Source organism: Haloechinothrix alba (genome assembly GCF_900188115.1).
In the GTDB taxonomy this organism is placed as follows: Bacteria; Actinomycetota; Actinomycetes; order Mycobacteriales; family Pseudonocardiaceae; genus Haloechinothrix; species Haloechinothrix alba.
In genome coordinates this window covers 89,888-116,302 of sequence record NZ_FZNW01000017.1, presented here as the reverse complement: position 1 = coordinate 116,302, position 26,415 = coordinate 89,888, and the positions used below count along the sequence as shown (strand labels likewise).

General features: G+C 63.9%; 30 protein-coding genes and 1 pseudogene. 25 read left to right on the top strand and 6 right to left on the bottom strand.

Features of this window, described 5'->3' with window-relative positions; translation table 11 throughout:
• Positions 1–205 precede the first annotated feature (205 nt).
• Genes CHB84_RS16840 through CHB84_RS16830 form a run of 3 tightly spaced genes read left to right on the top strand, consistent with a single transcriptional unit; the run spans position 206 to position 2,234 of the window.
• Positions 206–877, top strand: a complete 672-nt coding sequence (locus CHB84_RS16840) for a molybdopterin dinucleotide binding domain-containing protein (RefSeq protein WP_245818794.1) — start codon at positions 206–208, stop codon at positions 875–877.
• 15 nt (positions 878–892) lie between these two features.
• Entirely contained in the window at positions 893–1,216 is a 324-nt protein-coding gene (gene fdxA, locus CHB84_RS16835; protein ID WP_089302584.1) for a ferredoxin, read from the top strand.
• Positions 1,206–2,234 carry an NAD(P)/FAD-dependent oxidoreductase gene (locus CHB84_RS16830; RefSeq protein WP_089302583.1) on the top strand — a complete coding sequence of 343 codons (1,029 nt, stop codon included), beginning with the start codon at positions 1,206–1,208 and terminating at the stop codon, positions 2,232–2,234. Before fdxA ends, CHB84_RS16830 begins: the two co-directional genes overlap by 11 nt.
• 933 nt (positions 2,235–3,167) lie before the next feature.
• Here the strand turns inward: CHB84_RS16830 and CHB84_RS16820 are convergent.
• From CHB84_RS16820 to CHB84_RS16800, 5 genes are all read right to left on the bottom strand, one after another.
• On the bottom strand, positions 3,168–3,458 hold the full coding sequence (locus tag CHB84_RS16820) for a site-specific integrase (protein ID WP_089302581.1): 291 nt from the start codon (positions 3,456–3,458) through the stop codon (positions 3,168–3,170).
• Positions 3,459–3,494: 36 nt separating this feature from the next.
• Positions 3,495–3,767, bottom strand: coding sequence for a hypothetical protein (locus tag CHB84_RS16815; RefSeq protein WP_089302580.1), 273 nt, complete (start codon positions 3,765–3,767; stop codon positions 3,495–3,497).
• A 63-nt stretch (positions 3,768–3,830) separates the two neighbouring features.
• Positions 3,831–4,706, bottom strand: coding sequence for a hypothetical protein (locus tag CHB84_RS16810; protein WP_089302579.1), 876 nt, complete (start codon positions 4,704–4,706; stop codon positions 3,831–3,833).
• 137 nt (positions 4,707–4,843) lie between these two features.
• Positions 4,844–5,854, bottom strand: a complete 1,011-nt coding sequence (locus tag CHB84_RS16805; RefSeq protein WP_089302578.1) for an acetyl-CoA carboxylase biotin carboxylase subunit family protein — start codon at positions 5,852–5,854, stop codon at positions 4,844–4,846.
• Positions 5,851–6,822 (bottom strand): 5-oxoprolinase subunit B family protein, encoded by a 972-nt coding sequence (locus CHB84_RS16800; protein ID WP_089302577.1) that lies wholly within the window; start codon positions 6,820–6,822, stop codon positions 5,851–5,853. Before CHB84_RS16800 ends, CHB84_RS16805 begins: the two co-directional genes overlap by 4 nt.
• A 256-nt stretch (positions 6,823–7,078) precedes the next feature.
• Here CHB84_RS16800 and CHB84_RS16795 point away from each other — a divergent pair, with 256 nt between their 5' ends.
• The 21 genes and pseudogenes from CHB84_RS16795 to CHB84_RS16695 all read left to right on the top strand — a co-directional run bounded on the left by CHB84_RS16795 (position 7,079) and on the right by CHB84_RS16695 (position 23,698).
• Complete coding sequence (locus tag CHB84_RS16795) at positions 7,079–8,599, top strand: PucR family transcriptional regulator (protein ID WP_089302576.1); 1,521 nt, start codon at positions 7,079–7,081, stop codon at positions 8,597–8,599.
• 162 nt (positions 8,600–8,761) lie between these two features.
• On the top strand, positions 8,762–9,466 hold the full coding sequence (locus CHB84_RS16790) for a hypothetical protein (RefSeq protein ID WP_089302575.1): 705 nt from the start codon (positions 8,762–8,764) through the stop codon (positions 9,464–9,466).
• A 33-nt stretch (positions 9,467–9,499) separates the two neighbouring features.
• Complete coding sequence (locus CHB84_RS16785) at positions 9,500–10,996, top strand: YHS domain-containing protein (RefSeq protein WP_089302574.1); 1,497 nt, start codon at positions 9,500–9,502, stop codon at positions 10,994–10,996.
• A 52-nt stretch (positions 10,997–11,048) separates the two neighbouring features.
• Complete coding sequence (locus tag CHB84_RS16780) at positions 11,049–11,303, top strand: toluene-4-monooxygenase system B family protein (protein WP_089302573.1); 255 nt, start codon at positions 11,049–11,051, stop codon at positions 11,301–11,303.
• 9 nt (positions 11,304–11,312) lie between these two features.
• Entirely contained in the window at positions 11,313–11,606 is a 294-nt protein-coding gene (locus tag CHB84_RS16775) for an MmoB/DmpM family protein (protein WP_089302572.1), read from the top strand.
• Positions 11,607–11,750: 144 nt separating this feature from the next.
• The gene (locus CHB84_RS16770; protein WP_245818793.1) at positions 11,751–12,725 is read left to right on the top strand and encodes an aromatic/alkene monooxygenase hydroxylase subunit beta; all 975 of its coding nucleotides are present in this window, start codon (positions 11,751–11,753) and stop codon (positions 12,723–12,725) included.
• A gap of 8 nt (positions 12,726–12,733) precedes the next feature.
• Entirely contained in the window at positions 12,734–13,783 is a 1,050-nt protein-coding gene (locus tag CHB84_RS16765; protein WP_089302570.1) for a 2Fe-2S iron-sulfur cluster-binding protein, read from the top strand.
• Between the two features lie 23 nt (positions 13,784–13,806).
• Positions 13,807–14,142 carry a monooxygenase system ferredoxin subunit gene (locus CHB84_RS16760; RefSeq protein ID WP_089302569.1) on the top strand — a complete coding sequence of 112 codons (336 nt, stop codon included), beginning with the start codon at positions 13,807–13,809 and terminating at the stop codon, positions 14,140–14,142.
• A gap of 19 nt (positions 14,143–14,161) precedes the next feature.
• On the top strand, positions 14,162–14,884 hold the full coding sequence (gene pxpA, locus CHB84_RS16755; protein WP_089302568.1) for a 5-oxoprolinase subunit PxpA: 723 nt from the start codon (positions 14,162–14,164) through the stop codon (positions 14,882–14,884).
• Between the two features lie 38 nt (positions 14,885–14,922).
• On the top strand, positions 14,923–15,171 hold the full coding sequence (locus CHB84_RS16750; RefSeq protein WP_089302567.1) for an acetyl-CoA carboxylase: 249 nt from the start codon (positions 14,923–14,925) through the stop codon (positions 15,169–15,171).
• Positions 15,168–16,541: an acetyl-CoA carboxylase biotin carboxylase subunit gene (locus CHB84_RS16745; protein WP_089302566.1), complete on the top strand. Its 1,374-nt coding sequence runs from the start codon at positions 15,168–15,170 to the stop codon at positions 16,539–16,541. Before CHB84_RS16750 ends, CHB84_RS16745 begins: the two co-directional genes overlap by 4 nt.
• Positions 16,538–17,437 (top strand): 5-oxoprolinase subunit B family protein, encoded by a 900-nt coding sequence (locus CHB84_RS16740; protein ID WP_245818792.1) that lies wholly within the window; start codon positions 16,538–16,540, stop codon positions 17,435–17,437. The genes CHB84_RS16745 and CHB84_RS16740 overlap by 4 nt, the downstream gene beginning before the upstream one ends.
• Entirely contained in the window at positions 17,427–18,395 is a 969-nt protein-coding gene (locus tag CHB84_RS16735; RefSeq protein ID WP_089302565.1) for a 5-oxoprolinase subunit C family protein, read from the top strand. The genes CHB84_RS16740 and CHB84_RS16735 overlap by 11 nt, the downstream gene beginning before the upstream one ends.
• Positions 18,396–18,425: 30 nt before the next feature.
• Positions 18,426–18,614 (top strand): annotated as a pseudogene (locus tag CHB84_RS16730) (tautomerase family protein); the annotation flags it as partial.
• 36 nt (positions 18,615–18,650) lie between these two features.
• Entirely contained in the window at positions 18,651–19,040 is a 390-nt protein-coding gene (locus CHB84_RS16725) for an SRPBCC family protein (protein WP_089302563.1), read from the top strand.
• Between the two features lie 47 nt (positions 19,041–19,087).
• Positions 19,088–19,714, top strand: a complete 627-nt coding sequence (locus CHB84_RS16720) for a biotin transporter BioY (RefSeq protein WP_089302562.1) — start codon at positions 19,088–19,090, stop codon at positions 19,712–19,714.
• On the top strand, positions 19,707–20,741 hold the full coding sequence (locus tag CHB84_RS16715) for an AMP-binding protein (RefSeq protein WP_176440007.1): 1,035 nt from the start codon (positions 19,707–19,709) through the stop codon (positions 20,739–20,741). The genes CHB84_RS16720 and CHB84_RS16715 overlap by 8 nt, the downstream gene beginning before the upstream one ends.
• 11 nt (positions 20,742–20,752) lie before the next feature.
• Entirely contained in the window at positions 20,753–21,925 is a 1,173-nt protein-coding gene (locus CHB84_RS16710) for a thiolase family protein (protein WP_245818791.1), read from the top strand.
• Positions 21,922–22,608 (top strand): energy-coupling factor ABC transporter ATP-binding protein, encoded by a 687-nt coding sequence (locus CHB84_RS16705; RefSeq protein WP_089302560.1) that lies wholly within the window; start codon positions 21,922–21,924, stop codon positions 22,606–22,608. Before CHB84_RS16710 ends, CHB84_RS16705 begins: the two co-directional genes overlap by 4 nt.
• A 5-nt stretch (positions 22,609–22,613) precedes the next feature.
• Positions 22,614–23,219, top strand: a complete 606-nt coding sequence (locus CHB84_RS16700) for an energy-coupling factor transporter transmembrane component T family protein (protein ID WP_245818796.1) — start codon at positions 22,614–22,616, stop codon at positions 23,217–23,219.
• 26 nt (positions 23,220–23,245) lie between these two features.
• Positions 23,246–23,698 carry an MOSC domain-containing protein gene (locus CHB84_RS16695; protein ID WP_176440006.1) on the top strand — a complete coding sequence of 151 codons (453 nt, stop codon included), beginning with the start codon at positions 23,246–23,248 and terminating at the stop codon, positions 23,696–23,698.
• Between the two features lie 713 nt (positions 23,699–24,411).
• Here CHB84_RS16695 and CHB84_RS16690 read toward each other — a convergent pair.
• Complete coding sequence (locus CHB84_RS16690; protein ID WP_141134716.1) at positions 24,412–25,077, bottom strand: QsdR family transcriptional regulator; 666 nt, start codon at positions 25,075–25,077, stop codon at positions 24,412–24,414.
• 99 nt (positions 25,078–25,176) lie between these two features.
• Between CHB84_RS16690 and CHB84_RS16685 the strand changes: the two genes are divergently transcribed.
• Positions 25,177–26,262 (top strand): esterase/lipase family protein, encoded by a 1,086-nt coding sequence (locus CHB84_RS16685; protein ID WP_245818790.1) that lies wholly within the window; start codon positions 25,177–25,179, stop codon positions 26,260–26,262.
• The last annotated feature ends 153 nt before the right edge of the window (positions 26,263–26,415 follow it).

The following is a 26,415-nucleotide window of genomic DNA, read 5'->3' as shown; positions in this document are numbered from 1 at the left end:
TCCGCCGAGAACTTCCGGCGAGCTCGTCGTTGCCCTTCGGTCACACGGACACTCTCCAATCAACTCGAGTGTCCAGTCCAATGGGGGAAGGTCACACCAGGCGATCGAGGCGCTTGGTGAGGCCGTCCCAAACACCGAGCTTTTCCGCAGACTCGCAGCCCGAATGGGTTTCTCTGAGCCCGTATTCCGGCGGACGGACGATGACATGATCGCCGAATCCTTCGACTGGTCAGCTCCCGCTATGGAGGGAATCACCGTCGAGTCGCTGAAGGAGAAGGGATGGCAGCGGCTGAACGTGCCTACGCCCGATCAGTACGCGCCACATGCGGAGGGAAACTTTCCCACGCCTTCGGGAAAGGTCGAGTTCAAGGCGTCGCTCGCCGAAAACGGCAACTTCGTGGTTCCCCTGTTCCGGCAGGGCTCCAACGAGTACCAGCCAGGCGATCCTGTCGATCCGCTGCCGCACTACATACCACCGCGGGAGTCGATTAGGAGCAACCCAGAGCTCGCGGCCAAGTACCCACTGAGCATGCTGAGTCCGAAGTCGCACGCGTACCTGAACTCCAGCAGCGCGAATCTCGAATTTCATCGAAAGGTGCAGAAGGAGCCGAACGTCCTCATACACCCGGAGGACGCTGAAGAGCGTGGCATCTCGTCCGGCGACTACGTGCGAGTCTTCAACGACCGTGGCGGGTTTACGGTCCGCGCGAAGGTCGACAAGTCGATGTTTCCTGGTCTTGTGGTTTCCAATTGCGGTGCGTGGCGGGATCAGATGGCTGGATCAACAACCGTCGCGGCCGTGAACCCGTCTGTTTTCGGCGATCTCGGAAACTGCCCGACGTTTTCCGACACCCTGGTCCAGATCGAAACTCGGTGATAGCGGAGGTTTCCCATGGCATACGTCGTCACGGACGCCTGTGTCGATATTCTTGACCAGTCTTGCGTCGAAGAGTGCCCGGTGGATTGCATCTACCAAGGCGATCGCATGATGTATATCCACCCCGACGAGTGCATTGACTGCGGGAAGTGCATGCCTGCCTGCCCGAGCGACGCGATCTACTGGGAGCACAAGATGCCCGATGAGGTCCAACCGTTCGCGACGGCAGCGATCGAGTTCTTCAACGAGCACGACGACGCCGTGGGAGGGGCTGGTCGTTGCGGTCCAATCGGCGTGGATCACCCGCTCGTAGCAGAAAGGCACGCCGATGAAGCCTGATCCTTTCGACGTAGGAACCGTCCTGGAAACAGGGCTCGACCCGACTGCTATCGAGACCGACGTAGCCATCGTCGGAGCTGGACCCTGTGGCCTCTATGCAGCCTATTACGCTGGCTTTCGCGGACTGTCTGTGACGATCATCGATGCCCTGTCGCAACCGGGTGGCCAGATGGCGGCGCTGTACCCGGAAAAGCAAGTATACGACGTCGCAGGTTTCCCTGCGGTCAAAGCGCAGGACCTCGTGGATGCGCTTGTCGAGCAGGCAGCCCAGGCCAAGCCACAGTACCTGCTGGGACACACCGCGCTGACTGCGAAGGAGTGCCAGGACGTTGTGACACTCACGACCGACAGGGGGACAACCATCACGGCCGGTGGAGTAGTAATCGCCGGCGGAATAGGCCGATTCACACCGCGCGTACTCCCGAGTGGCTCGGAGTATGAGGGACGAGGACTGCGCTACTTCGTTCCGGAGTTGTCGGACCTTGCCGGTGCTGACGTGCTCGTGGTCGGTGGTGGTGATTCGGCGGTCGACTGGGCGCTGAGCCTCGAACCGCTAGCACGAAGCGTGACGCTGGCACATCGACGCCATCGATTCCGCGCGCATGAGCGTAGCGTCGACTTGTTGCGTGCCTCCTCGGTGGGGGTGTTGACACCATTCGAGGTGCATGAGGTTCACGGTGACCCGACCATCGAGGAAGTGGAGCTCGTCAACGTCGAGACTGGACACACTGAAGTGTTGGCTACAACCGCAGTCGTGGCAGCACTCGGATTCCTTGCGGATCTAGGTCCTGTTTTGACGTGGGGTCTTGAACTACGCAACCGCCAGATATCTGTGGACCGCTCGATGAGCACGAATCTGAGACGAGTCTTCGCCGCAGGTGACATCGCGGAGTATGCTGGCAACGTCAACTTGATCTCGGTCGGTTTCGGCGAAGCTGCCTTGGCCATCAACAACTTGGCTCCACTCGTCAGGTCGGAACTACCGGTTGTACCCGGTCACTCCAGTGATGCCGCCTGAAGGTCTGACCCATGACAGGAGAGGTATCGCTCCGCACCGATCATCGCTTCGGTCGGATGCCTTGGCCTATCTGCGGTCCAAGTCCCACGGAAGTGACGACTGTGGCCGACTCGATGATCCGGTTCCCGAAGACGTGCCAGCGGACCACGACGGTATGTGACGCCCGCGAGATGTTCCGCGACGACCACGTGCATGCGCTACTAGTTGTCACTCTCGGGGTGCTTGTCACTGTAGTAGAGCGTAGCGATATTGACGCGATTCCTCCTATGTTCGCCGACCAGACGCCCATTGTCTGGGTAGGTCGGAAACGGGGACGTACCGTGGCTCCGGATGCCGAGCTGTACACAGTCTGGAGTTGGATGCGGGATGCTGAGCGGCGCCGACTGGCCGTTGTCGATGAATGTGGAACGCTATTGGGACTGCTGTGCCTGAAGCGGTCTGGTGCTGGTTTCTGTTCGGATGCGGGCGTGCAGGCCCGCGCAGATGAACGCCGTCGCTGAGATGTCGGCGAGCACAACCCAGAATTCCAACGTAGCGTCCACATAGACATAATAATGGTGTATGGGTGATAGCCGGTAGTACGAGACAAGGAAAGCGGCACGCAACGACCATTTGCGGCAGCGGCTACAGGGTGTGAGCAGTTGCAACGAGGACGTCGGTGATGCCGGGCAGTGGGGCGATGGCGAGGACGGTCATGGCGGGGGCGATGAGCGCGTTTTCGATGGTTTTGCCGGTGGTCAAGCGTAGCCAGGCTGGGGGGTCACACCAGCACTCCAGCCCGGCCACGCGGGCCAGTCGGCGGACTAGGCGCCACAGGCAGCTTTGCCGGAGCCAGTGCTCGCGGCGGATGGACAGCAGCGGGCCGGACAGGGCGCGCCAGTCGTCCAGCCCGTCCTGGTCGGCGGGGGGCTTCAGATAGGCCTTGAGGGCGGACTAGGTGGCCGGGGCCAACGGCACCCGTGCGGCCCGGCGACCCTTGCGCGTGAAAGTCAGCACGCGGTGGCCCCGGTCGTGGCCCACATCGGCGATATCAGTCGCCAGCAGCCCGTCCACCCGCAGCCCGTTGTGCAGCAGCAGCCGGATCACCGCGGGGGTGCGCGCCTGGGCCGGGCCGGTATTGGCGTCGGCGGCCGCAACCAACGCCCGAGCCTGGGCGCGGTCGATCCCCACGGTGCCGGTGACATCCCGATCCACCGCCGGCCGGGCCACCCCCTCGGTCGGCACGGCTTCGACCAGCCCCTGGCTGGCCGCGTACGGATACTAGCTCGCGAGAGCCGACAGTCGCCGGCACGCCGTGGACGCGGCCGCCCCGGCATCGCGTTGTTCCCGCACCCATAGGTCCACGTGCACCCGACCGGCGGCCAGCCAGGCTTGCCACACCTGCGCATCGCGAGCATAGGACCGCCGGGTACGGGTCGCTCGCAAGCTGACCAGCCAGCTGGCCAATCGAAGCTGCTCCCGCTCAGGATGCTCGGCCAGCTCCGGCAAATCGGCACGGGCTCGGTCGACCAGCTCGCCGGCCACTACCGGCATTTCCGAGGAAGTGGGCGAGCTCGCTGCGGCAGGCGGGGGCGGAGGCAGCCAACGGGGTTGCGGTCATGACTTGCCCCGTAGCGTGCCACTGCTCAGCCAGTGCACCAGCAGCACCGCGGCGTGCACGGCTGCCTCGGCTTCCCCGGGGTCCTGGTCGCGCGAGTTCTTGGCGCCGCCGTGACGGGAGACCTGTCCAGTCCACAACCGTGACATCACCTCGCGGACCGGCTCGGGTCCACCAGGATCGCCGCCCTTGGCCACCAGCACGGTTTCCCATTTGTGGCCCGCGTCCTGCAGGTGCGCGATCACCTTCCCGAGAGTCGGGTCGTTGTCATTGGGCAGCACGAGCGGGCAGGCGACTTGCTCGACCGCGCGCACCGCCTCCCGGTACGCCGTCGTCGGCTCTGGGTCCGGCTTGTAGGCATGCCGCCACGCATCGGCCAGCAACTGCGCGGTTGTCGGGTCGGCCGCGCCCACGGCCGCGCGGTAGGCGTCCTCAGCCGTCGGATCCACCCGTCTCACCAGCTGCCGACCGTTATCGCTGATGCGGTAGACCGAGCGTCCCCGATACAGCAAATCTCGCAGCTTCGCGCGCTTGTCACGCCCAATCTGCGAAACCCCCGGATTGTCACCGTCGCACTGCAGTACCGCGTCGACCACGACCAACAGCTCGTCCGTGGGGGCTCCAACAAGCGTATTGATGTATTCGACCTTCGATCTCGACGTGTATGCGGACCACTGCAGCGAGACCACGACCTGCTGAGCGAGCTCCTCCATATGCGGCCGATTCTTATACGGTGGCTCGACTTTGAACGCCGCCTTGAGCCAGTCGCGGAGCGGGAGCTCCAGGTGGTCGGGAACCCCGTCGAGGAGCACGTCGTCAACGGGCTTGCCTGCCAGGCGGTCGTCGAGCCGCTGGAACGGATATGCCTCGCTCATGGACGCCCAGGCTAGCCGCCGGGGCCGACACGGTGGGGGCGGCCGGGTGGGGTGATACAGCGAATTATCATCCATTCCGCCGTGGGTTCAGCCGGACTGAAGGTTCGTCGGACACTCCCAACTGCGCGGATAGCAGATCACCGTGTCTCGAAATTTCGAGGATCCAGTAACCGGTTGACGTGCTCGGTGAGTGCGGCCGCCTGCTGCAGACCGATCTCGCGGAACCTCACTGTGTCACGCCCCGGCCGGAGTTGGCCGACTTTCCACAGTGACGCGGACGCGACGGTGGCGATGACAGCGAAACCACCAGAGGTGTGGCTGTCCGGTCCGAGGATCGTGAGGGTGTCGCCGTAGGCGAGCACGCCCCCGAGCGGGTAGCTCCCGTCCAGCATGTTCGACGGATGCCCCCCGGCAATGTCTCCGCTGGGGCGCGCCCAGCGGAATCGGTGTGGGTTAAAGCGTGCCGCTACCCGGTCGGACCTCAGATCGCATCGCCAGCATGTGGAGAGGAACTCGTCGTAATCTTCCGCTGTAAGAAAGTCCGGATCAGCATGGGGGCCGCGGAGTACCTCGATCTCCCAGCTATTCGTATATGACGGGCGAAGCGATGTCGGAACTCGGCGCGTCGTCGCCTGTTGATCATTGGGGACGTTCACTTTCACGACGTCGGCACGCTCTAGTGCGCGACCGTTGTGGCCCCCGATTCCGGCTACAAGGAAGGTCGATCGTGCGCCAAATACGGTGGGAACAGCGATCCCTCCGCGTAACGACAGGTATAGACGATGGCCCGTTCCTCGGATTAGACCGCAATGCAGTATGTCGCCGGCTTGCACCGGTACCGACTCCCACAGCGGAATCGGCTCCTCGTTGAGGGTGACATCCACGTCCGGCCCGCATATTGCGATCACGCCGTCCGACAGCAGGCTAGCATGGAAGCCACCGAGGGGAATCTCGAGCGCGGCTGTTCCTGGCCCATTGCCAGCGAGGATGTTCGATACGCGGAACGCAAGGTGATCCACGGGGCCGGATGGGAAGAAGCCCAATGCTTGCCGGCCGAGTCGTCCTGGGTGGTCTTGGACAGTGGTCTGTAAGCCGGGGTCCAGCACTTCCAGGGCCGGGATCGTCTCGGTGCGACTTTGGCTGCTCATGGCACCTCGACCAATTCCAGTGCTGCGTCACGATCCGTGCGACGCCGAATGGCTTCTGCGTTGACATGCTCGTCTTGCACTGCTGTGAAGTGCTCCGCCACCGCGTATTCGCCGGGTTCGATCTGATAGTCGTACGTTCCTTCGAATACTTGGCGACGCAGCTCGATCAGCTCGGCTTCGCTGATGCGGAAGAACGATATCCGGTCACAGGGATAGATAAGGATGGGGTCGACGCGATGGCTGCGTGACCGGCGGATGAGCTCACTGATCGGCAGCGTACGACCCAGGAGCTCGTACGAGCCCGCCGATTCGATGGGGTGTATGACCAGGCACGGCCCTCCGAGAGCGACCGCTCCCTCTGGTGTCCAGCTGCGTGCTGGGTTGTATTTCGGTGCTGAGATCTCGGATCGGGGATCTAGCGGTAGCAGCGACGGCAAGCCCGGATAGAAGCCGGTGAAGGCGTTCCACCATTCCGATTGCAGGATCGTCGAGTACAGCGTTTCGCGGTCAGGCAGACCGTTGCAACGCACAACGTAGTCGACGTTGTTACCTTCGACAACGTTCGGCGCATCCGGTCTGGTGCTGATCCGGTATCGGTTCACTGCTTCCCGAGATGTCGAGTCGTCAAAGGCGATCGGAAGCCTGATTCTACGGCTGGGCAGTACGATCGACGCCGGGTCGGGAATCTCCTGATGGAGTTCGTCGAGCGCTGATACGAGGCTGGCCTGGCTGAGTACGTGCGGCTCGTAGTACACGAGGAGGGATCGAAGGCCCGGGGCGACCTCGAGCAGCCCGCGTACGCCGTACTCGTCCAGGTGCCGTGCGGCCGCGTGGACGAAAAAGTTGATCTTGAGGTCGACGGGGAACTGCTCACCGTATTCAATAAGGATCGCTCGGTCCCCGGCGGTTCGGTAGGTAACCCGCATTCGGCTGGAGGCGAGTTCGGTGGTTGCGATGATCGCTGACATAACCGCAAACCTCCGGAATCGTGATGGCGGCTCAACTACCATCCTCGTTGCGTGTCCGCGCCACCATGCACGGCTTGTACAGATTTCGTGACCGGGTTGTCCAACCCGGCTATTGCGGTAGCTTGACGTCGTGGAGTTTGCTTTCCCAACCTATGGTAGGCGGAGACAGCGGAAGGCGAGTTCAGTCTCACCGCGTGGTGCTCCGGGTTACTAGCCCGACCGTGCGTCTCCGTTCAGTCAGTGCTCGGGAGGAACCATGCCACTCACGGTTCGAGCACTTGTTGGTCGATCCGATCTTAAGCTGTCCTTGGTCGCCGGGGCCGCCGCGCCCAACGTCGACGAATCACTTTCATGGGCGCTCATCAGCGAGTTACCCGACCCGTCATCGTATATCGATGGTGGCGAGTTGGTGCTCACCACCGGGTCCCGGTTGTCGCAAAGTGCTGAGCGGAAGCGATACGTAGCCTGGTTGGTCGAGGCAGGCGCGGTAGCGCTCGGGTTCGGGCTCAGCGAATACTACCCTAACGTCCCTGGCGAGCTGGTCGAAACTGCGGAAGAGTTGCGATTACCGCTCCTGTCGGTACCCGTCGAGACGGGATTCGGCACGATCAGCCGACTGGTCGCCGAGCGTATTTCGGACGAGCGACACAAGGACCTGGAATATGCGGTCGCGGCCCAGCGCGATCTCACGCGTGCCTCGCTGTCGCCGTATGCTGCCCGCGCGATCGTTGACCGACTGGCTAAGGCAACCCATTGCTGGGTCCTGCTTCTCGATCACGACGGTGCCCTTCGCGCCGGCGTCCCTGCTGGGCGCAGGCATCTCGCCCGAATCCGGGTCGACCTGCCGCGGCTATGGGAGCAAGCCAACCCCGCAAGCCTCAGTATGACCGTCGCGGGTGAGTCGGTCGTGCTATTGCCGTTGGTCGTACGCGAGCGCACCCAGGGCTTCTTGGCGGTGGGACGGTCGACCCCGCTGAATCATGCCGAGCAGTCCGTGTTGAATACCGCGGTCGCGCTGCTGTGCGCGGACCTGCAGAGTGCCTGGGGTATGCTTGACAGCCGACGACGACATCGTCGCGCGGTCTTCGAAGTGGCGATCGAGGGTAGAACCGAACTGGCTACCTCGATTGGCCGTACTCTCGACACAGTTCTTCCGGACGGGGATCTACGTGTTGCCGTGCTGGGGGCACCGTCCGGCCATGAACCAGAACTACTCGAACACGCCGAGAGCGACCAAGCCCTTCGGAGTCTGTGCGCGTTGGTCGCCGAGTGGGAACCCGGCCGGGTTGCTGTCCTGATGCCGCCGGCCGAAGGGGACGTGCGCACCCTCGAGTCTTTGCTGCGGGCTGTCCCGCATGCCCGCGGAGCTGTCAGCGACCCTACCCCGCCTGAGGAGCTCCCGGAAGCGTGGAGACAGGTTCGCTCGGTGTTCAACAGTGCGCCCGGCGGATTTGGGAAGCTCGCGCTCGCCAGCGATGTCGCCACGGCGGGCTTGCTGCGCTACATCGACCGGGAGCAGGCGCGCGGCTGGGCGCAAACCTTGTTGGCGCCGCTGACCGAGAAGAGCCGCAGCTCCAAGGTCGATCTGCGGCACACCTTGCGCACGTATCTCGCGAACAACGGGCAGGCGGATGCCTCGGCCTCCGCGCTGGGGATTCACCGTCATACGCTGCGCTACCGGATGGGCAAAGTCTCCGAGGCACTCGGCACCGATGTCGGCGATCCGAGCACCCGGGCCGAGCTGTGGATTGCTCTGCAGCTCGATGACCAGCTGTAACACTGCTAGGTGTGCCACTGTGGCGCTGGTTACACTCCGGTTGTCCAAAACGCGCACTACCACTCGGCCCGCCGCGCCTTCAGCATTTCAGGCATAGGTCATGGCAGGTGAATCTGCGGTGATCACCGATCGAACCGAATTGTCGGCGAGCCAGGAGGCGCCATGGGTACGTCGCTCCATCCCCCACAGCTGATCACCAACTCGCGAACGCTGTACATGTGCTGGATCCCCGCGGATCCGGACAGCGTCACGAAGCTCGTACCTGAAGGTCTGACCGCGGCGGACGATCGGTCCTGCTACATCAACCAGTACGTCGTCGACGGTCCCGACCAGACCTCCTCCGTCGGCGACGAGACTTTCGGGGCCTATTCACTGACCTACCTGGGGGTGAATCTCTCGGGACTGGACACCGAGGTCGGTACGCCCGCCCGGTGGTGGACACACTATTTCAACAGCTCCGACGTGATGTCCCGGTACGCGAGCGAGCGTGGCGTGCCGGTCGGCGAACCCGGCCGCACCACACTCGACCTCGACGGCGACAAGATCGTCGCGACGACCCACCTCGGCGGCAAGCCCGTCATTCGCACGACCGCACGAATCAGGATCGGTGACACCCAGCGAGTGGCGGGACAGCTGCGTTACATCACCCAGCGTGACGGAACGTTCATCAGCGGCCGGTACCCGTACGTTTGCGACATCGCCGATGAGTTCGAGGTGCTGTCCTTCGAGTTTCTCGATGAGACTCACCCGGTGTACCAGCTGCGGCCTGCCGACCCGTTACAGATCACGTTCGGCTTCTACGCACCGTCCATGACCTTCGTCTACCCCGGCGGCGAAGGTCCGCTGGGCAGCGAACACGGCAACTGAGATGAACTCCCCCGACTAGTTGAGGAGCAATCGATGGCGTTAATGGAACGCTCTGAGTGGTACGACGTCGCTCGCGACACCGAGTGGACCCCGCGCTACGTGACATGGGAGGAGCTATTCCCACCGGAGCTCAGTGGCGGCGAGGGGCTCCCCGACGACGTCTGGCGCACCTACGACGAGCCCTACAAGATCAGCTACCGGGAGTACGTCGACGTCCAACGGCAGAAGGACGCAGGCGCGTACTCGGTCCAGGCGGCGCTCGAACGGGCCGACATCTACAACAATGCGGACCCGGCCTGGATCTCCATCCTCAAGGAGCACTACGGTGCCGTCGCGCTCGTGGAGTACGGGGCCGCTCTCCAAGAAGCCCGGTTCGCGCGCTGGTGCAAGGCACCGGGTCTCCGCAATATGGCCGTCTTCGGCATGCTCGATGAGATGCGGCACGGGCAGATCCAACTGTACTTCCCGCACGAGTACGTCAAGAAGGATCGGCAGTTCGAGTGGTCCCATGCATCCATGTTCAGCAACAACTGGGTCAGCCTCGGCGCTCGACACTTCTTCGATGACATGTTGATGACCCGTGACATGGTCAGCACCTCGTTCTGCGCCAACTTCTCCTTCGAGACCGGCTTCACCAACCTCCAGTTCATCGGCCTATCCGGAGACGCCGCGAATTCAGGAGACTACACGTTCTCCAAGCTCATCCAGAGCATCCAGACCGATGAAGCACGCCACGCGCAGCTGGGCACCCCGTTGCTTCAGATGATGATCGAGAACGGTCAGCGGGACAAGGCGCAGAAGGAGATCGACATCTCGTTCTGGCGTTCATACCGGCTGTTCACGATTCTTTCCGGTATCCCGATGGACTACTACGTGCCGTTGGAGGCGCGTCACACGTCCTTCAAGGAGTTCATGGAGGAGTGGATCGTCACGCAGTTCATGCGCGAGCTCGAGGATCTCGGGTTGTCCAAGCCATGGTACTGGGACATCTTCATGCGGGACATCTCCGAGCATCACCACGGTCAGCAACTCGGCACCTATTCGTGGCGGCCGACGTTGTGGTGGAACCCCGCGGCAGGCGTAAGCCCAGAGGAGCGTGACTGGCTGGAGGAGAAGTACCCCGGCTGGAACGACACGTTCGGCAAAGTGTGGGACGTCATGATCGACAATTTCGTCAACGGGAGGACAGAGAAGACCGTTCCCGGCACCCTGCCGATGATCTGCAACCTGTCCCAGCTCCCGATCGTCGGGACTCCCTCGCAGACGTTGCGGGACACGTCCGTGGTGTACAAGGGACGCCGCTATCACTTCGCTTCCGAGGTCGACAAGTGGATCTTCGAAGACAATCCGGAGCGGTACCGCTATCAGAAGAACCTGGTCGATCGGTTCCTCGGCGGCGATATCGAACCCGCAGACCTCGGCGGCGTGCTCGAGTACATGGGGCTGGGCTCCATCGGCCCCAGTGGTGACGACGCCCACGGGTACTCGTGGGTCGAAAGCTACCGCAAGCAGCTCGCCGACGCCGGTTGACCTGACTGGGTGGATTGCTATCCGCCTCGAATCAGCAGTAAGGAGATAAAGCATGGCAACCATACCGCTGGCCGCGAACTTCGACGGGGATTTCGTCCTCAAGCTTGTGCCCGTTGACTCGGAGAACACCATGGACGATGTGGCCGCCGCGGCGGCCGCCAATTCGGTCGGGATACATGTCGCGGATCAGCCCGGGCGGACCTTGCGCGTCAAGAAGCAGGGAACCGACACGCCGTACGCACGCGATACGACGGTCGCGGACTCCGGGTTGGAGCCGACCGAATGTATCGAGATCTACTTCGAGTGAGGAGCCCTGATGAGCGCAACCAGTTCCGTCAGTAGACCGGTCGGTCCGATCTTGCAGTCGGGCGATGTCGCCGAGGCTGTGGCAGACGCCGCCAAGGTGGACAATCCCGACAGCAATGTCGAAGTGCGTGATCACGGGGCGTACGTTCGAGTCGAAGTGGATGGCGGGGAGTGTGTGCTCCGTCGTGCCACGATCGAAGAGGAACTCGGCCGTCCGTTCAAGATGTCCGAGCTCGAAATCATCATGTCGTCCTTCACCGGACGCATTGACACCGGCAACGACGAAATCCGCTTCTACCGGTAATCACCAGTTCACTGAAGGTAGTCCGACATCGTGGTCGCTATGACTGCTGAGTCGACTACTTCGGCCGACCGGTAATCATCGACGCACTATCAACCGTACGCCTGAAACTCGGAAGAACCACGAGGGCCGGACATGAGCACTCCAATGAAACCACTGAAGACGTGGAGCCATCTCACCGCACGCCGACGCAAGCCAAGTGAATACGAGATCGTCTCCACGAACCTACACTGGCACACGCGCGACGCGGAACAGCCGTGGGAGGTCGGTCATAACGGCTTCATGGCCGACTTCTACCGGAAGTATCGCAACCAAAGCCCGATCACCCACTCGGACTGGGGCGGCTTCCGTGATCCCGACGAACTCGTCTACCGCACCTACAACATCCTGCAAGACGGCCAGGAAACCTACGTAGACGGGCTGCTCGACCAGCACAACGAGGAAGGGCACGACCGCGGCCTTCCACCGGAGTGGACCGCGTCGCTGCTGCAGCTGTACACGCCGAGCCGCTACCTGCTGCACACCATCCAGATGGCGAGCGCGTACCTGATGCACATGTCGCCTGCCAGCACCATCTCGAACTGTGCTGCGTTCCAGGCCGCGGATTCGCTCCGGTGGCTGTCCAGGGTCGCCTACCGAACCGTCGAACTCGCGAAAACCCATCCCGACGTCGGATTCGGCGAGCGTGAACGCGAGCTCTGGGAGGATCATCCGTCGTGGCAGGGCTTTCGTGAGTTGATGGAACGTCAGCTCACCACATTCGACTGGGCCGAAGCGTTCGTCGCGCTCAATGTCGTGGCGAAGCCGGCTGCCGACGAGGTTCTATTACGCCAACTTGGCATCAGCGCACGAAGGAACGGGGATACGTTGCACGCGCTGCTGACAGAAGCAGCATGGCGCGACACCGAGCGTTCGCGTCGATGGACCGTGGCGCTCGTCAATCACATGTTGGAAGAGGAATCCAATCGGGAGCAGCTTACGAGTTGGGTACGGAAGTGGCAGCCGCTGGGCGTGGCCGCTATCGAGGCATACGCAGCAGGACTTCCCGAGAACGACGAGGGGGCGCAGCAAGCGGTCGGCGCCGTCAAGTCGTTCCAACGGCAACTCGGGTTGGAAGGCTAGTCTGCACAATGACGGGCGAAGCGAGACATCACGTCGTCGTGGACGGTACGGATGTCCAGTTCGACTGCCTGGAGGGCGACACGCTGCTTCGCGCCGCCCTCCGGGCGGGGATCGGGCTCAGCTATGAGTGCAACAGCGGCTCGTGCGGCAGCTGTCGCTATGAGTTGCTTGACGGCGAGGTGCGGACCCGGTGGTCCGAGGCACCGGGGCTCAGCGCCCGCGACCGGCGAAAGGGACGGCGGCTGGCCTGTCAGAGCGTGCCTGTTTCCGATTGCACGGTGCGCGTGGGTACGCCCACCGAGATCGCGATGCACCGTCCGGGCAAGCAGCGGGCAGAGCTGAAAGAGGTACATCCGCTTACGCACGACCTGTCCGAGTTCGTCTTCTCAACGGGTCAGCCGGCAGTGTTCTCCCCGGGCCAGTACGCCATGATCCACCTTCCCGCCGGGCCGGTCGAGCGAGCCTACTCGATGAGCAATGTCGGAAACTGCTACGGCGAGTGGCGGTTCGTCGTGAAGCGCTCGCCCGGTGGCCACGCGACCTCGATTCTGTTCGACAAGCTCGAGGTCGGTGATGTTGTCGAACTCGACGGCCCCTACGGACACGCTTATCTGCGCGAACACGACAACAGGAACATAGTTTGCGTTGGGGGAGGTTCGGGTCTCGGTGCCATGATTAGCATCGTGCTCGGTGCGGCGCGGTTACCCGATGCCGGCGCACGAACTGTGCATTTGTTCATCGGGGGAAGAACGACTCAGGACATCGTCGTGCCCGTGGCGCTGGAGCTCGCAGCTGTCCGGCTCGGTGAGTTGAACATACACGCCGCGGTTTCCGACCAGGCGGATTTCGACCAGGCGGATTTCGAGGACGGCGAGGTCACGTCAACCCCGTACCGGGGCTTCGTGCACGACGCGGTGGTCAACTACTTCGATGAGGCGATCCGTGATTTCACCTGCTACGCGGCGGGCCCACCCGCTATGACCGACTCGTTGGCGAGAGCGCTTGTTCTCGGGCAGCTACTCGACGCCGATCGACTGCATTTTGACCGTTTCTACTGAGAAATAAGGAAGGAAGCCAGCTGATGGGATTTTCCTGGGCCTGCAGTCTGGATGATCTCTGGGAAGGCGAGATGGAGACGTTCGATGTCAACGGCACCGAGGTGCTCATCGCTCATCTCGATGGCGGTGAAGTCGTCGCGACCCAGACGATCTGCCCGCACCAGGAGTGGGAGTTGGTCGAAGGAGAGCTCAGCAACGCGACGTTGACGTGCCATGCTCACCTCTGGACCTACGACTTGCGCAGTTGCAAGGGAATCAATCCAAGTCACTCGGAATTGGCTCGTTATCCGGTCAAGGTCGAAGGCGACGAGGTCTACGTCGATCCGGACGGCGATACGCCGAAGTCCGCGCATTCCTGAAATAGAAAGGGTGAACAGTATGGTTGCTATCAATTGCGACATGGGGGAGGCGTACAGCATCTACCGATGCGGTGACGACGAGGGCATCTTCCCGCACATCACTGTCGCCAACGTCGCCTGCGGGTTCCACGCGTCCGATCCGGTCGTGATGCGCAAGACCGTCAAGCTGGCGAAGGAACACGCGGTCAAGGTGGGCGCCCATCCGTCGTTTCCGGACCGAGAAGGGTTCGGGCGCCGGGAAATGAAGATGAGCCGGGACGAAATCACCGCGTCGGTGATGTATCAGGTGGGAGCCCTGTCCGCGTTCCTGAAGGAAGCGGGCATGGAGTTGAATCACATCAAGGCGCACGGCGCGTTGTATGGGCTCGCCTCTCGGGACGAAGAGGTCGCCCGCGCGGTGGCGGACGCCGCGGACGTGTTCGGCGTACCGCTGATGGGTATACCCAACACGGTGCATGAGCAGGTCTGGGGGCAGCGGAAAGCGGGCTTCCTCGCCGAGTACTACACCGACCTCGATTATCGGGATGACGGTTCGCTGATCATCACTCGCGAGCACGTCGCGTACGACCCGGACGAGGCAGCCAAGGCCGCGATTCGTGCGGTCACCGAGAACGTGGCTACCTCGGTCAACGGCAAGGAGATTCCGATGCGCGCGGACTGCGTGTGTGTGCACTCCGACACCCCCGGCGCCGTCGACCTGGCCAAGGCGGTGCACGAGGCGCTCAAGCCATACCTGACCTAATGTCGGATCCCACCAACGTACGACAGCGAGGTAGCACAATGTCGCGTCACGAGGTTGTTACCCCCATTCCCGGTGTGTTCTACCGTAAGCCGGACCCGGAGAGTCCGAATTTCGTCAAGGCAGGCCAGGCCGTCGCCGCCGAGGACACCATCGGCTTGGTCGAAGTCATGAAATCGTTCCACCCCGTTCCCGCGGGCGTCGCCGGCAAGGTGGTGGACTACATCGTCGAGGGCGAGTCAGTCGTTGACGCCGGTCAGGCAGTATTAGCGCTCGAGGTGGAGCGATGAAACGGCTACTCGTTGCCAACCGAGGCGAGATCGCCGTGAGAATCATCCGCGCGGCACGCGATCTCGGCATCGAGACGGTCGCGGTCTGCAGCGACGCCGACACCGAAGCCAAGCATGTGCGGCTCGCAGATGCAGTGATGCCGATCGGCCCGGCGCCCGCAACGAAGAGCTATCTCGTAGGGGATGCCATCGTCGACGCGGCACGTGGAGCCGGAGCTGATGCCGTGCATCCCGGGTATGGATTCCTCTCGGAGCGTGCGGAATTCGCGGCGGCGGTCGCCGACGCAGGGCTGACGTTCGTAGGCCCGGAAGCGTCGGTGATCGAACAGATGGGCGACAAGGTTCGTGCGCGTAAGGTGGCTATGGAAGCGGGTGTACCGACCGTCCCGGGAACGACGGACGGCACCGCGGATGTCGATGCTGCCGTGACAGCCGCAGCGGACATCGGATACCCGGTGATGCTCAAGGCGGCCGCTGGTGGGGGCGGCCGCGGGATTCGAGTGGTGGACAACGAAGCCGAACTCGCGTCCGAGTTCCCCGCGGCGTCGGCCGAGGCCGCCAAAGCGTTCGGCGACGGGCAGATGTACCTGGAGCGGTTCGTTCGTAGCTCGCGCCACGTGGAAGTGCAGGTTCTCGGTGACGGCAAGGACGCCGTGCACCTGTTCGAACGGGAGTGCTCGCTGCAACGCCGCAGGCAGAAGGTGATCGAAGAGGCACCTTCGCCCGGGATCAGCGAGGAGACTCGGCAGGCGATGACCCAGGCCGCTGTGTCGCTGTGTGAGCATGTCGGCTATCGCAATGCTGGCACGTGTGAGTTCCTCGTCGACGACGAGACCGGCGAGTTCTTCTTTATCGAGATGAACACCAGGATCCAGGTTGAGCACCCGATCACCGAGCTGATCACCGGTATCGACCTTGTGGCCGAGCAGTTGCGGATCGCGGCGGGCGAACCGCTCGGCCTGTGGCAGTCCGACATCACGAAACGGGGCCACGCCATCGAGTTCCGGATCTGCGCGGAAGATCCGGAGCGGGACTTCATGCCAGGCCCGGGCAGTGTTGGGCGTGTGGAGCTTCCGGGCGGCCCGTGGGTCCGCACGGACACGTGGCTGACGCCGCAGAGCAAGGTGTCGCCGTTCTACGACTCGCTGGTCGCGAAGCTCATCGTCTGGGGTGACGACCGCCCGACAGCGCTACGCCGGGCGGGTCGCGCGCTCAGCGAGTTCATCGTCGAAGGCGTGCCCACCACGACGGCCCTGCTCAGGGAGATCACCACAGAGCCGTGGTTCGAGGAGGGCCAGTTCAACACCGGGACGCTGGAGGCGTGGCTGGCGGAGCGGTCGCAGGCTGCCGGAATGGAGGCGACAGGATGACGACCATGGAGACGACCACCGCCCGGTACAGCTGGGGCGGTGACGAGCACATCTTCGTCGAGATCGACGAGGCGATGAGCCTGCAGGCGCACTTCCGCGCCATGGCGATTACCACGTCGCTGCAACAACAGCGGCCGGACGGGATCCTGGAGATCTGTCCAGCCAATGCGTCGTATCAGGTGCGCTACAACCCCGACGTACTCGAACCGCGCACGCTGCTGGCGCAACTGAAAGACATCGAAAAGCAGGTCGGCGACGCGTCGGACTTCAGCCTCTCTACCCGTGTACTGGAGATCCCCGTGCTGTACGAGGACCCATGGACGACCGAGAGCGCGTGGCGCTTCCGCAGTCACCATCAAAAGTCGGACGTCACCGACATCCAGTATGCGGCTCAGATCAATGGGTTCGCCAACACGGAAGAATTCATCGAAGCACACTCACGGTCACCGTGGTTTACCTCGATGGTCGGGTTCGTCACCGGGTTGCCGTTCATGTTCCAGATGGTTCCGCACGAAAGGCAGCTCGTCGTCCCGAAGTATCTGAGCCCGCGCCCCAGCGATACGCCCAAACAAACAGTTGGCCACGGTGGGTCGTTCGGTTGCATCTACTCCGTCCGGGGCGGTGGCGGATACCAGATGTTCGGTATTACGCCGTCGCCGATCTACGATCCAAGCCAGTCGATGCCCGACTTCGACGAATCGGTCGTCTACTTCCGTCCTGGTTACATCGTGAAGTTCATCCCCATCGACCGGGATCAGTACGACGATTACGTCAATGAAGTCGAGGCGGGAAATTACCGGATCAAGGCACGGGAGATCGACTTCAGCTTGCAGCCCTACCTTGACGACCCCGATGGGTTCAACGCCCGACTGCTGGAGGTACTCCATGACGGTTGAACTGCGTACCGCTGGACTGTCCACCACGATCCAGGACTCCGGTCGAAGCGGATACTACAACGTTGGCATCCCGCCGTCGGGAGCGCTGGATCAGTACTCGCTCACCGCTGCCAACTACCTCGTCGGCAACCCGGCGGACGCTGCCGTATTGGAATGTGCCTATATGGGTCCGGAGTTGCATTTCACCGAGTCGACGGTGGTCGCCGTGACGGGAGCGGACATGCCGCCCCGGCTCAACGGCGAGCCACGGCCGCAGTGGGAATCCTTCCCGGTCTCGTCCGGTGATGTTCTCGACTTCGGGTTCATCACTGCCGGTGCCCGCGCCTATGTCGGCGTGGTGGGCGGAATTGACGTACCAGAGGCACTTGGTAGTCGCTCAACGTATGCCACGGCCGGGCTCGGTGGGCTCGACGGCCGCCCGCTCGCGGCGGGTGACGTACTGCCGATCGGGCAGTCGCGGTCGGCGATCGCGGGCCGGACGGTGCCGGAAGATCTGCGGCCCAAGTTCAGCAAGGATCTCGAGGTCCGTGTGGTGATGGGACTCTACGATCATGTCCTCACGCCCGACGGGCGTAAGACCTTCCTGGATACGATCTGGACGTTGACACCGGTAGCGGACCGGACCGGGTTTCGCTACACGGGTGGCAAGCTGGAACTCATCGAGCGCACACCGCCATTCGGCGCCGGTCAGGACCCGTCCAACATCGTGGACGCTCCGTACCCGATCGGGTCGATCCAGGTTCCCGGCGGTGTGGAGCCGATCCTGTTGCACCGCGACGCGGTCTCTGGCGGCGGATACATGATGGTCGGAACAGTGATCAGCGTCGACCTGGATGTTGTCGGACAGTCCGCGCCGAACACGCGCACCCAGTTCGTAGAAGTCAGCCTCGACGAGGCTCTGGACGCTCGCCGGGCGTACCGGAAACGAATCCAGCGTCTAGCCGAGTCTTGCTCGTAGTTTCGGGCGCCACAAAGGGCAAGGAGGAAAACGATGCCGCACGTTCAAATCGACTGGTTCGCGGGACGCTCCGTTGAACAGAAAAGAGAACTCGCGGAAGTGTTGACCAGGGAGATCTGCCGGATCGGCGAATGCGCACCGGAGTCGGTCGGGATTGTGTTCACCGATCGCGACACCGCGAATTGGGCACGCGCCGGAAAGCTCTTCTCCGATAGCTGATCTGGGCTGGTGACATCGAACACATAACGAGGAGTTATGGCGACGCTACGACATCATGCTCTAGTAAACAGTTCGCCCGAGGCGATCTGGGAAGTGGTGAGTGACGCTCCGGCGATCAGTGGGTGGTTCCCCGCCATCACGGACTCCACCGGCGACAACCGACGTCGCACGGTCACGCTGGCTGACGGGTCGACGCTGCAGGAGGATATCGTCACTTGCGACCCCGAACTGCGACGCTTTCAGTATCGGATCGTGGGAGGTGATCTCCCCATCGACTCCCATCTGGGAACGATTGACGTTATCCGGATCGACGATCGAAGGTCGCTCGTGGTCTACAGCACGGAGATCGAGCCTTCGTCGGTCGCCGAAACGTTCAGCGGGGCGATCGCGGATGGGGTCGAAAGTCTCAGCAAGATGAGTGGGTGACGGGACGCCGCGGAGAGTGCCCGTCGCCGAAGGCGAGGATTGCTGATATGTCAGCCACGATCAAGCGGTTCCGATCACTTGCCGCTGGCCCGCGTACACGGTGGTCGGCACGTGATCTGGCGTTGGTGGCGATGTTCGTGGGCATCGTGGCGGCACTGGGCCTCGTCCCGGCGCTGTACCCGTTCGGTATCGCGGTGCCCATCACGGCCCAGACCCTCGGTGTGATGCTCGCGGGGGCCGTGCTCGGCGGCCGCCGTGGTGCGCTGGCGCTCGCGGTTTTCTTGGTGCTGGTGGCCGTCGGACTCCCGTTGTTGGCAGGAGGCCGGGGCGGACTGGCTGTCTTCGTCGGACCGAGCGCGGGGTTCCTGTGGTCCTGGCCGCTGGCCGCTTTCGTCGTTGGATGGATCACCGAGCGGGCAGGGGCGCCGTACCGTATGGCCCCCGGCTTGCTGGCGAACCTGTCCGGGGGCCTGGTCGTCGTGTATGTGATCGGTATTCCGGTACTGGCGTGGCTGGCTGGGACATCACTTGTCGCGGCGGCGGTGAGTTCGGCGGTGTTCGTCGTCGGGGACGTCGCGAAGGCGGTACTGGCGGCGGTGATCGCTCGCGGCGTGCATGCTGCCTATCCCGGTTTGTTGCCGGTGCGTACACCTGCTGGTGATAGCGGTGGTTGAGCACCGGTGCGACCCGGTCGACGTGGGCGCGTGCCGGGATCCGGTGGCGGCGGTACTGGCGGCGCACCACGAAGGCAGACGGTTGTTGCTGCGCACCTCCGGCACGTCGAGTTCGGCGCGAGTAGTGGTGCGCAGCACCGACTCGTGGTTCGACAGCTTCGAGCTCGTGACGGCGTTGTTCGACCTGGACGCTGGTGGCCGCGTGTGGCTGCCTGGTCCGTTGTCGGCGACGATGAACCTGTTCGCTGCTGTGCATGCCGCCTCCGTCGGCGCGTCGTTGGTGCGCGCGTCGACGGAGGCTACCCATGTGCATCTGACCGCGGCGATGTTGCGGCGCATCCTGGCTCAGGAGCCGACGACGCTGGCGGGGTTGCGGGTGGTCGTGGCCGGCGAGGCACTGCCCGCCGGGTTGCACGATCAGGCCGAGCGCCACGCTGCGGCGGTAGGCCACTACTACGGGGCAGCCGAACTCTCGCTCGTGGCTGCGGGCCCGCACTCGGACGAGCTCCGCGCCGTTCCCGGTGTGCAGGTGGCCGAGCGGAGCGGACAGCTGTGGGTGCGTTCGCCCTACGTGTGTGACGGATATCTGGGCGAGGACGGTTGTGTCCGGGACGCCCCGCCGCTGCGGCGGGACGCGGCCGGGTGGACGACGGTCGGCGACCGCGGCGCGTACGTGGGCGAACGGGTCGTGGTCACCGGCCGTGGCGGGGACGCGGTGACCACGGCCGGTGCGACGGTGCCGCTCGCCGAGGTCGAGCCCGTTCTGCGGGCCGTGGCTGGTGGGCAGTTGTGGGTGGTGGGGCTGCCGCACGCCTACCTCGGGCAGGTCCTGACCGCCGTGTTGTCCGACCCGGCCGACCACGAGGTGGCCCGGGCGCACGCGCGCCGTGTGCTGCCTGCCACCCATCGCCCGCGTCGGTGGTACCACCTGGACGGTCCTGTTCCGACGACCGAAGCGGGCAAGGTCGACCCACTGGCCCTGACCCGTCTGGTCTCGGCCGGTACGCACGTCCGTCGACTCGCGTGATGGTGGTGACCGTGACGAACACGATGTACCGGAACGAGAGCACCACACCGGGGCAGATGGATGCGCCCGTGATCGTGGCGGCGTCACGCACCCCGATCGGCACCGCGGGCAGGGCGCTGGCTGGGCATGACGCTGCTGAGCTGGCTTCGCTCGTGCTGGCGAATCTCCGCCGGCGGGTGCCGAGTGTGTCGTTGCGGGAGGTAGTGCTGGGCAACTGCACGGGTCCAGGCGGTGATCTGGCGCGGGTGGCCGCGCTGCGGGCTCACTTGGGAGTGGAGGTGCCCGCACTGACGGTCGATCGCCAGTGTGGTAGCGGACTGGCCGCGATCGCACTGGCCGTCGACATGGTGCGCCTGCATCCCGGTCTGGTCCTGGCCGGCGGGGTGGAGTCGGCCTCGACCGCTCCGTGGCGGTTCTGGCCACCCGAAGAGGGGGCTGAGCCGGTCAGGTACGAACGAGCACCGTTCGCCCCGGCGGATGTCGGTGATCCCGACATGGGGCCCGCTGCGGATGCCCTGGCCGCGGAGTACGGCATCAGCCGCGCACGACAGGATGTCTACGCCGCGCGCTCGCATGCCCGCGCCGTGGAGGCCGGCCAGGCAGGGCTGTTCGGCGACGAGCTCATGCCCGTCGGTGAGGTGCATCGCGACGAGCGGCCGCGGCCCGGAATGTCGGAGCGCAGGCTCGCCAGGTTCCCGCCCGCCTTCGATGCGGGCGGCACGGTTACCGCGGGGAATTCCTGCGGCATCAACGACGGGGCCGCTGCGGTAGCCGTACTCGACGCGGCCACCCACACCCGCCTGAACATCCCCGGACTGCGGGTGCTTGTCACGGCTACGGCAGGCGTCGATCCGACCCTGCCCGGTATCGGGCTCGTCCCGGCTGTACAGGAAGCCGTGAAGAACGCGGGCCTCGAGTTGGACGACATCGACGTGATCGAGTTCAACGAAGCGTTCGCCGGCCAGATACTGGCTTGCTGCGATGCCTTGGGAGTGGACCCCGAGCGAATCTGCCCGCAAGGGGGAGCCCTGGCGCTCGGGCACCCGTGGGGTGCTTCCGGGGCGGTGCTGCTGGTACGGCTGTACACCCAGCTGGTGCGGCAGGGGAGGGGGCGCTTCGGCCTGGCCGCGATCGCCGTCGGCGGTGGACAGGGCGTGGCGATGCTGGTGGAACGGTGCCTATGATCGAGATCGAGAACGTTACTCATACCTACGGCCACGGCGAACAATCCCGCACCGTTCTCCGGGACGTGTCCGTACGGATTTCCGAAGACCGCGTTGGAGTCATCGGGGCCAACGGGTCGGGCAAGTCCACGTTCGTGCGGTTGCTTAACGGCCTGATCCTGCCGACACAGGGGCGCGTGCGCGTGGATGGTCTGGATACCGCTCGAGAAGGGCGGAAGGTGCGCCAGCGCGTCGGATTCTGCTTCACCGACCCCGACGCGCAGATCGTGATGCCCACCGTCGCTGAGGACGTCGCGTTCGGGCTCCGTCGTCGCGGCCTCTCGGCCACGGAGATTCAGCAGCGTGTGCGGCAGGCATTGCAGCAGCACGGACTCGCCGACCATGCCGATCACCCCGCGCATCTGTTGTCCGGTGGCCAGAAGCAGCTTCTCGCGCTGAGTGCGGTACTGGTTACCGAGCCGTCGTTGCTGGTGATGGACGAACCGACCACCCTGCTGGACCTGCGCAACGCGCGAGACGTCGCCGAGCGGGTAGCCGGCCTACCGCAGCAGGTCGTGCTGGTTACGCACCACTTGGACCTGCTCGCCGATTACGACCGTGTGCTGGTGTTCGACGACACGCGCTTGGTATTCGACGGGACTCCGGCCGACTCGGTGGCCTTCTATCGGAAGCTGATGTCGTGACCGAGATGGGGCTGTACCGGCCCGGACGCTCGGTCGTACATCGGTTGCCTGCCGGGCCTAAACTCGCCGCGCTGGTACTTTTCGGCATCGGCACCGTCCTACTTGATCATCTGTGGCAAGTGGGGATCGCCTTGCTGGTTGTGCTGTTCGGCTACCGGGTCGCCGGCACGTCACTGCCTGCCGCGTTGCACACGGCGTGGTTCCAGGTCAGACCACTGTGGTGGATGCTGGCCGCGATCGGGGTGTTCCACGCCGTGACCGCCGGCTGGCAGGCCGCTGTCACCGTCGTGGGCAGCCTGCTTGGTCTCATTCTGCTGGCCGCGCTCGTCACGCTCACGACCCGTACTATCGAATTGGTCGACGTCGTCGTACGCGTGATACGTCCGGTGCGCAGGATCGGGATCGACCCGGAACGGGTCGGGTTGCTGCTCACCCTGGGGATCCGGGCGGTTCCGGTCGTCGCGAATCTGGCTGGTCAGGTACGTGACGCCCAACGTGCCCGCGGCCTTGCCACCAGCGTTCGTGCCTTCGCCGTACCCCTCGTGGTGCGCGCTCTCCGACATGCCGACCGCATGGGAGAGGCACTCGCCGCACGAGGCGTCGATGATTAAGGAGAACCGTGGACCACAGTGGTCGAGTGACGGGCATTTTCGTGGCCGAGGTAGCGGCGGCGACGCTGAGGTCCGTTGACAGGGTGCGGGTGGAGCCAGGTCGAGGAATCGTGGGCGATCGCTACCACACCGGTATCGGCACCTGGTCCTATGAACGGCGGCTGTGGAGTGACTTGACCTTGGTGAGCACAGACGCATTGGCCGTCGTGGCGCGAGAGTACGGCGTCGAACTGAGTGGCGCGCAGACGCGGCGTAACATCGCTGTCGCGGGTGTCGACCTCACCGCACTGGTGGGGAAGCGGTTCGAGGTGGGCGGCCTGGAATGTGAAGGTGAGCGAGAATGCGCACCGTGTCGACACCTCGACCAGCTGACAGGGCAGCCCGCCAGAGCGACGCTGCGCGCCCGTGGTGGCCTGCGGGCCCGCGTGCTCTCCGGAGGAGTGTTACGTCTCGGCGATCGCATAGTTCCGACCAACTGATTCGCGTGTTACTCCGTTTCCTAGGCACCTCACCCTGGCTACGCGACGTCGAGCTCTTGAGCGGTGAAGGAGCCACTCCGGTCGGCCAGTTCGTGTAGTGTCGCCGCGGCGTAGTGATCGAGGTCCCGGGCGGCGTGCCTGACTCTTGCTACGTCCGGCAGCCCGGTGAGCCCTGCCAAGTGTTGTCACAGGCTCGTCACGACTAGTCACAGTGTGGGTGCGATGAACCATCCTGCTTAGCTGATCTTGGTGCATAAGACCTATGGATAATCGTTCGGTGGACGATTGCGGTGCTCGTGCCGGTCTCGCACAGGCTCGCCTGCCCGCGCTGGCTGTCCTCGACGTCCGTGGTCGCAGGTGCGCATAACGTCCTGCGCGTCGTGACCCATCGTGTGACCCACATGGTAGTCGAACAGTGGGGTAGTAGGGGCTGTAGAGGTTGGGTGTATGAACGAAGACGCAGGTAGAGGTGTTGGTCAGCGCCCATGCGCTCCCTGCGGATCAGAAGGTTTGGGGTTCGAATCCCTACGGGCGCGCAAGCCGGAGAGCCGCCTGTGACCAGGTGGTTCTCTTCTTCTCAAGATCACGTAGCCGAGCCCAGTGTTGATCTACACCCGCGCTCTCATCCAGGACATGAACGATCGCCAGCAGGATGCCTGAGCTGCGCAATGACTCAGGATGCGTCCTACTGGTTCGGGCCTCGCCCAGGGATATCAACGGAGCACTGCGTGTAGCACGCGCGCGTTGCCGTCGGCGTCCGGTGCGTCTCCGGTTATGCTTGGTGTGTGAATGAAGGACTCGACGATACGAACGGTGACGTACGCGAGTTCTTCCGCGGAAAGCTCAACGGTGACCCGGCCGTGTTCGATGTCGTCGGCGAGCAGTTGGCGTATGCGTTCGAGGACGCGTCGTTGGAACACGCTGGCATTGTGCGTAAGTAGACGGAAGAACAGATCGGGTTCTTCTTCCTGGAGGTACCGAACGCCTGGGTGATCGACGACGTCGCGGGCCCACCGGCTGAGGATCTCCGCGGTCCGGCTTCCGTGGCAGCCACGTGCAACGACCTCTCGCTCGAACCGGTCGAGAGCGCGGTCGGTGGACTCCCAAAGAACCTCGGTGAGCAGCTGCTCGCGGGTGCCGACCCAGCGATGCAGGGTCACCCTACTGACCCCGAGTTCCGCAGCGATTCCGCGCATATCGAGTCGCAGTCCCTGATGGAACCGTCGCCGGGCGACTGCCAGAGCGTCGAGTGGTGTCGCGCGCGCCTGCGGGACTGCCCCGTCGAGCTGCCGCTGAAGCGGCGTCTGCGGTTCGGCGTCGGCACCGTGGATGGGTTCCATTCCACTGGTCGCTGCTGCTCGAAGGTCGTTCCTCGCCATGATTTGCATATTACACACGTTCCATTATGATTCGCTATGTAACACAACTAGGTAGGTGTAACGGAGGTTGGCATGGCGTCACGAGTGTTGCGCCGCGGCGTGACGGCCGCGGTGGTTGTCAGCGCGCTGGGAGTATTGCTGGCAGGCCAGGTACAGGCCGCGCCGTCCGCGTCACCGCCTCCGGATAGCACCCCGTACCCATCAATTGACCCCTCTGACGAGCCCCTTCCGGAACGAACGATCCCGGACGAGCGGTTCGCCCCGGTCGACAAGCCAGGGCCCGCACTCGAAGTGCCGACGGACAAGCTGGAGGCCGCACTGCAATGCACCGGCAACACCGCCGAGTCGTCGAGAGGGGTGGTGTTGTTTGTGCCGGGAACCACCGTCACACCCAGGGACAACTTCAGTTGGAACTGGTTTCCGGCGATGGACAAGCTCGGCCGCCCCTACTGTTCGGTGACCCTGCCCAACAACGCCATGAGCGATGCTCAGGTCTCGGCCGAGTACGTCGTGCACGCCATCCGCACCATCCACCGGATCAGCGGACAGAAGGTCGATGTACTCGGGCACAGCCAAGGCGGCACCGAACCCCGCTTCGCGCTGCGGTTCTGGCCTGACCTGCGGCCGATGGTGGACGACTACATCGCGTTCGGTGCCACCAACCACGGGAGCCTCTCCGTGAACGCCCTCTGCCCGCCAGTGGTCGGCTGCGCCCCCGCCCTCTGGCAGCAGACGCTCAACTCGGGGTACATCCAGGCCATGAACTCGCGCCAGGAAACCTTCCCCGGCATTTCCTACACCAACATCTACACTCGCACCGACGAGTTCGTGCAGCCGAACCTCGACGATTCGGGAACGTCGTCGTTGCACGGTGGCGGTGGCGACATCACCAACGTCGCACTCCAAGACATCTGCCCGGCCGACGTTGCGAACGAACACATAGCCGTTGGCACGTACGCGCCCAGTGCTTACGCGCTCGCCATGGATGCCCTCGATCACGAGGGGCCTGCCCAGCCTGAGCGAATCGACAGAACCGTCTGCGGGCAGGTATTCATGCCGGGAGTGAACCCCCTCCAGTTCGCCAGCAACTACACCGCCACAGCCAGTACCATCGCGCAGCAGCTGACGCTGGCGCCAAGGGTCACTACCGAGCCGGAGCTCAAGCCATACACCCTGGCGGACTAACGACGCGACGGTCGGCCTACTGCTCCACGCGGTTCGCCATACGGCTGTAGTCGAGGTCTCGATACAGGGTGGCCGTAACCAGTGGGCCGTGCTCGACGTAGGCGATTCGCCCGGATTAGGGTCGGATGCTCGCTCCGTGTCACGCGTCAGGTC

Bases quoted from the DNA above. Each gene is read 5' to 3' on its own strand.
- CHB84_RS16735 (WP_089302565.1), top strand. From the start codon at position 17,427: ATGACGGTTGAACTGCGTACCGCTGGACTGTCCACCACGATCCAGGAC.
- CHB84_RS16690 (WP_141134716.1), bottom strand. From the start codon at position 25,077: ATGGCGAGGAACGACCTTCGAGCAGCAGCGACCAGTGGAATGGAACCC.
- CHB84_RS16790 (WP_089302575.1), top strand. From the start codon at position 8,762: ATGGGTACGTCGCTCCATCCCCCACAGCTGATCACCAACTCGCGAACG.
- CHB84_RS16775 (WP_089302572.1), top strand. From the start codon at position 11,313: ATGAGCGCAACCAGTTCCGTCAGTAGACCGGTCGGTCCGATCTTGCAG.
- pxpA (WP_089302568.1), top strand. From the start codon at position 14,162: ATGGTTGCTATCAATTGCGACATGGGGGAGGCGTACAGCATCTACCGA.
- CHB84_RS16795 (WP_089302576.1), top strand. From the start codon at position 7,079: ATGCCACTCACGGTTCGAGCACTTGTTGGTCGATCCGATCTTAAGCTG.
- CHB84_RS16700 (WP_245818796.1), top strand. From the start codon at position 22,614: ATGGGGCTGTACCGGCCCGGACGCTCGGTCGTACATCGGTTGCCTGCC.
- CHB84_RS16765 (WP_089302570.1), top strand. From the start codon at position 12,734: ATGACGGGCGAAGCGAGACATCACGTCGTCGTGGACGGTACGGATGTC.
- fdxA (WP_089302584.1), top strand. From the start codon at position 893: ATGGCATACGTCGTCACGGACGCCTGTGTCGATATTCTTGACCAGTCT.
- CHB84_RS16725 (WP_089302563.1), top strand. From the start codon at position 18,651: ATGGCGACGCTACGACATCATGCTCTAGTAAACAGTTCGCCCGAGGCG.
- CHB84_RS16705 (WP_089302560.1), top strand. From the start codon at position 21,922: ATGATCGAGATCGAGAACGTTACTCATACCTACGGCCACGGCGAACAA.
- CHB84_RS16800 (WP_089302577.1), bottom strand. From the start codon at position 6,822: ATGTCAGCGATCATCGCAACCACCGAACTCGCCTCCAGCCGAATGCGG.
- CHB84_RS16740 (WP_245818792.1), top strand. From the start codon at position 16,538: ATGACGACCATGGAGACGACCACCGCCCGGTACAGCTGGGGCGGTGAC.
- CHB84_RS16830 (WP_089302583.1), top strand. From the start codon at position 1,206: ATGAAGCCTGATCCTTTCGACGTAGGAACCGTCCTGGAAACAGGGCTC.
- CHB84_RS16745 (WP_089302566.1), top strand. From the start codon at position 15,168: ATGAAACGGCTACTCGTTGCCAACCGAGGCGAGATCGCCGTGAGAATC.
- CHB84_RS16840 (WP_245818794.1), top strand. From the start codon at position 206: ATGATCGCCGAATCCTTCGACTGGTCAGCTCCCGCTATGGAGGGAATC.
- CHB84_RS16785 (WP_089302574.1), top strand. From the start codon at position 9,500: ATGGCGTTAATGGAACGCTCTGAGTGGTACGACGTCGCTCGCGACACC.
- CHB84_RS16805 (WP_089302578.1), bottom strand. From the start codon at position 5,854: ATGAGCAGCCAAAGTCGCACCGAGACGATCCCGGCCCTGGAAGTGCTG.
- CHB84_RS16760 (WP_089302569.1), top strand. From the start codon at position 13,807: ATGGGATTTTCCTGGGCCTGCAGTCTGGATGATCTCTGGGAAGGCGAG.
- CHB84_RS16770 (WP_245818793.1), top strand. From the start codon at position 11,751: ATGAAACCACTGAAGACGTGGAGCCATCTCACCGCACGCCGACGCAAG.
- CHB84_RS16750 (WP_089302567.1), top strand. From the start codon at position 14,923: ATGTCGCGTCACGAGGTTGTTACCCCCATTCCCGGTGTGTTCTACCGT.
- CHB84_RS16780 (WP_089302573.1), top strand. From the start codon at position 11,049: ATGGCAACCATACCGCTGGCCGCGAACTTCGACGGGGATTTCGTCCTC.
- CHB84_RS16720 (WP_089302562.1), top strand. From the start codon at position 19,088: ATGTCAGCCACGATCAAGCGGTTCCGATCACTTGCCGCTGGCCCGCGT.
- CHB84_RS16810 (WP_089302579.1), bottom strand. From the start codon at position 4,706: ATGAGCGAGGCATATCCGTTCCAGCGGCTCGACGACCGCCTGGCAGGC.
- CHB84_RS16815 (WP_089302580.1), bottom strand. From the start codon at position 3,767: ATGCCGGTAGTGGCCGGCGAGCTGGTCGACCGAGCCCGTGCCGATTTG.